The following is a 3,289-nucleotide window of genomic DNA, read 5'->3' on the forward strand; positions in this document are numbered from 1 at the left end:
GCCGCCCCCCCCCGGCGGGCGCCGGGCCCCCCCCCCCCCCGCCCCCCCCCCCGCCCCCCCCCCCCCCCCCACTACCGTGACGATCGTCAGAGATCGCGGTACTGGATCTGCGAAGCCAGTACGCGCAGGCCGTCGGCATTGCTGGACAGGATGCGCTCTTCGCCAACACCTTTCTGCCGTTTCAGCTGGAAGCCCTGATCCGCAGGCAGTTGTGCGGCGATGGCGTCCATGCGCTGCAGGGCATCAGGGCCGCTGCAGTCGAAGTGGCCCCAATAGACGCCATCGCGGTGGATCTGTAATCGATAGTTCATCGCGGTGTCTCCGGCAGGTCCTGCAGCCAATGGTCGAACATCGCGGTGGCGGCCGCGGCCAGTGGTGCGCCATAGCGACGCGCCTGCGCGCGCAGATCATTCGGATCGATGCCGGCCTGGGCCAGCTCCAGCGTGTGGCCGACCAGCCAACGCTCGAACTGGCGGGCGTCCAGTTCCGGATGGCATTGCAGGGCCAGTGCGTGGTTGCCGATGGCGAAGGCCTGATGGCGGCAGGCCGGCGTGCTGGCCAGGCGGCGTGCACCGGCCGGAAGCTCGAACGCCTCACCATGCCAATGCAGTACCGGAATGCCCTGCAGGGCCTGCAGCGGTGAACGCTGGCCTTCATCGGTCAGCAGCAGTGGCGCAAAGCCGATTTCCTTGCCGCCGCTGGGAGCGACACTGGCACCGAGTGCACGCGCCATCAGTTGTGCACCCAGGCAGATGCCCAGGGTTGGCCGCTGCTGCTGCAGCCGGCGCTGCAGCAGGGCGATGCTGTCGGTGACGAAGGGATAGGTCTCTGTGTCATTGGCACTGATGGGGCCGCCCAGCACCACCAGCAGGTCGGCCACTTCGGCCGGATCGAGCGCATCGACGCCGGCCTGCAGCACCTGCAGCTGCCAGCCTTGTGCCAACAGCAAAGGCTGCAGGGTGCCGAGGTCTTCGAAGGCGACGTGTTGCAGAACGACTGCGTGCTTCATGCCGGGGCTCCGCTGTTTGGCCAGTAGAAGCTGTCCGGGGTGGCGCGGGCGCCGAAGATGGCCTGGCCGACGCGGACCACGGTGGCACCTTCCTCGATGGCCACTTCGAAATCACCGGACATGCCCATCGACAGCTGCGACAGGTCAAGGCCGGGCGGGGCGGTGCGTTGCAGCTGGTCGCGCAGTTCGCGCAGGCGCACGAAGCAGGCGCGCACGCGCTCGACGTCGGGGGTGAAGATGGCCAGGGTCATCAGGCCGCGCACACGCAGGCGATCGAAGGCCGGCAGCTGCTGGACGAAGGCCTCGACCGCGTCGGGTTCCAGTCCGTACTTGCTCGGCTCGGCCGAGGTGTTGACCTGCACGAACACATCCAGCGTGCGGTCTTCCAGTTGCAGGCGCTGCTGCAGGGCCTCGGCCACGCGCAGGCTGTCCAGCGCCTGGAACTCGCTGGCAAAGCGCGCCACGTAGCGCGCCTTGTTGGTCTGCAGATGGCCGATCACCGACCAGTGCACGCCCAGGTCGGCCATCGTTTCGGCCTTGCGCTGTGCCTCCTGCACCTTGTTCTCGCCCAGTTCGTGGCAACCGGCGGCCACCGCCATGCGGATGCGGGCGTCATCGACGGTCTTGCTGACCGGCAGCAGGCGCACGCTGGCCGGGTCCCGGCCGACGCGCGCGCAGGCATCGGTGATGCGTTGGCGCACCGTGACCAGGTTGGCGGCGATCTGTTCAACGGACTGGGCGACGGGCCAGTCGGCAGCGGCAAGGGGCATGCGGGCACCTCCAATGCAGGATGGCCAGGGTGGGATACACTGGCACAGGACAAGAGATATTTTGGCATAGGACAAAATGAAAATCACCGGGCATAGCGCCGAGTCGATCTTCGACAGCATCCGCGACGGCATCGGCAAGGGCCGCCTGCCGGCCGGCAGCGTGCTGCCGCCGGTGCGTGAACTGGCCGAGCAACTGGGCGTGAACCGCAACACCGTGGCCGCTGCCTACAAGCGCCTGGATGCGGCGGGCCTGGCCAGCACGGCGGGCCGCCGTGGCACGGTGGTGCGCGGATTGCCGCCGACGCTGGCGCGCGAGGGCAGTACGCCCGGGCTGGCGCTGCAGGACCTGGCCGGTGGCAATCCGGATCCGCGCCTGCTGCCGAACCTGCGCCTGGCCCCGGCCGCGCCGCGTTTGTACGGCGTAGGCACGGTCGACCCGAGGTTGCAGGCGCTGGCGCGCGCCTCGCTGGATGCGGACTGCCCGGAGGGCTATGCGCTGGAGCTGACCCATGGCGCGGTTGATGGCATCGAGCGCCTGCTGGCGGCGTGGTTGCTGCCAGGAGACCGCATCGCGGTGGAGGATCCATGCTTCCTCGGTAGCCTCAATGTGCTCAATGCTGTGGGCCACGCGCCGTTGCCGGTGGCGGTGGACGCGCATGGCATGCAGGTCGATTCGCTGCGGCAGGCGCTGGAGGCCGGCGCACGCGCGGTGCTGCTGACCCCGCGGGCACACAACCCGACCGGGGCCAGCCTGGATGCGAAGCGGGCACGGGCGTTGCGGCAGTTGCTGGCGGCCTACCCGCAGGTGGCGGTGCTGATCGACGATCACTACGCACTGCTCTCGCAGCAGGCCTATCACTCAGTGCTGCCGCTGGATGGCCGGCGCTGGGCGCTGCTGCGTTCGTTGTCCAAACCACTGGGTCCGGACCTGCGGCTGGCCTGGCTGGCCTGCGATGAGGAGACCGCATCGCGGTTGCGGCTGCGATTGGCGTCCGGCACCGGCTGGGTCAGCCACCTGCTGCAGGATGCAGCGACTTCGGTGCTGGCGTCGGCAACGCAGCGGGCGAAGATCGCCTCGGCGGGTGAGCGCTACCAGCAGCGCCTGCAGTCGCTACAGGAGCTGCTGCGCGCGCATGGCATGCCGACGCCGCAGCCGATGGAAGGATTGAACCTGTGGCTGCCGTTGCCGGCCGACAGCCACCCACAGGTGCTGGCACTGGCCTCGCGCGGCTGGCATGTGCGCGCCGGCGAAGTGTTCGCGGTGGCGGCACCGGGCCATGGTCTGCGCATTACGTGTTCGGCGCTGGGACCGGCGCAGCTGCGGCAGCTGGCCGATGACCTGGCGGCGGTGTGTGGTCTGTAGAGTCGAGATCCTATGTTCGCGGTCAAGCCTGCTGGAAGCAGGCTTGACCCACCTTCAGCATGGCCGGATCGAAGTCCCGGCCGCTCTTGAACACGCCCCAGGCGATCTTGGCTAGTTTCCTTGCCAGAATGTTGAAGACGGCGGTGC

At 68.7% G+C, this 3,289-nt stretch carries 4 protein-coding genes; 1 reads left to right on the forward strand and 3 read right to left on the reverse strand.

Annotated elements, in window-relative coordinates; genetic code table 11:
* Positions 1 to 86 precede the first annotated feature (86 nt).
* From V3B48_RS21210 to V3B48_RS21220, 3 genes are read right to left on the reverse strand one after another with little or no spacing between them, the layout of a single operon-like run.
* Positions 87 to 311, reverse strand: coding sequence for a hypothetical protein (locus tag V3B48_RS21210; protein WP_032129370.1), 225 nt, complete (start codon positions 309 to 311; stop codon positions 87 to 89).
* Positions 308 to 1,009 carry a glutamine amidotransferase gene (locus tag V3B48_RS21215; protein ID WP_329894405.1) on the reverse strand — a complete coding sequence of 234 codons (702 nt, stop codon included), beginning with the start codon at positions 1,007 to 1,009 and terminating at the stop codon, positions 308 to 310. The genes V3B48_RS21210 and V3B48_RS21215 overlap by 4 nt, the downstream gene beginning before the upstream one ends.
* Positions 1,006 to 1,779, reverse strand: a complete 774-nt coding sequence (locus tag V3B48_RS21220) for a YggS family pyridoxal phosphate-dependent enzyme (protein WP_121503549.1) — start codon at positions 1,777 to 1,779, stop codon at positions 1,006 to 1,008. Before V3B48_RS21220 ends, V3B48_RS21215 begins: the two co-directional genes overlap by 4 nt.
* Before the next feature lie 76 nt (positions 1,780 to 1,855).
* Between V3B48_RS21220 and ptsJ the strand changes: the two genes are divergently transcribed.
* Positions 1,856 to 3,142, forward strand: coding sequence for a transcriptional regulator PtsJ (gene ptsJ / locus V3B48_RS21225; RefSeq protein WP_049398433.1), 1,287 nt, complete (start codon positions 1,856 to 1,858; stop codon positions 3,140 to 3,142).
* Positions 3,143 to 3,289: the final 147 nt, after the last annotated feature.

Source organism: Stenotrophomonas sp. SMYL20 (assembly GCF_036320045.1).
Lineage (GTDB): Bacteria > Pseudomonadota > Gammaproteobacteria > Xanthomonadales > Xanthomonadaceae > Stenotrophomonas > Stenotrophomonas maltophilia_A.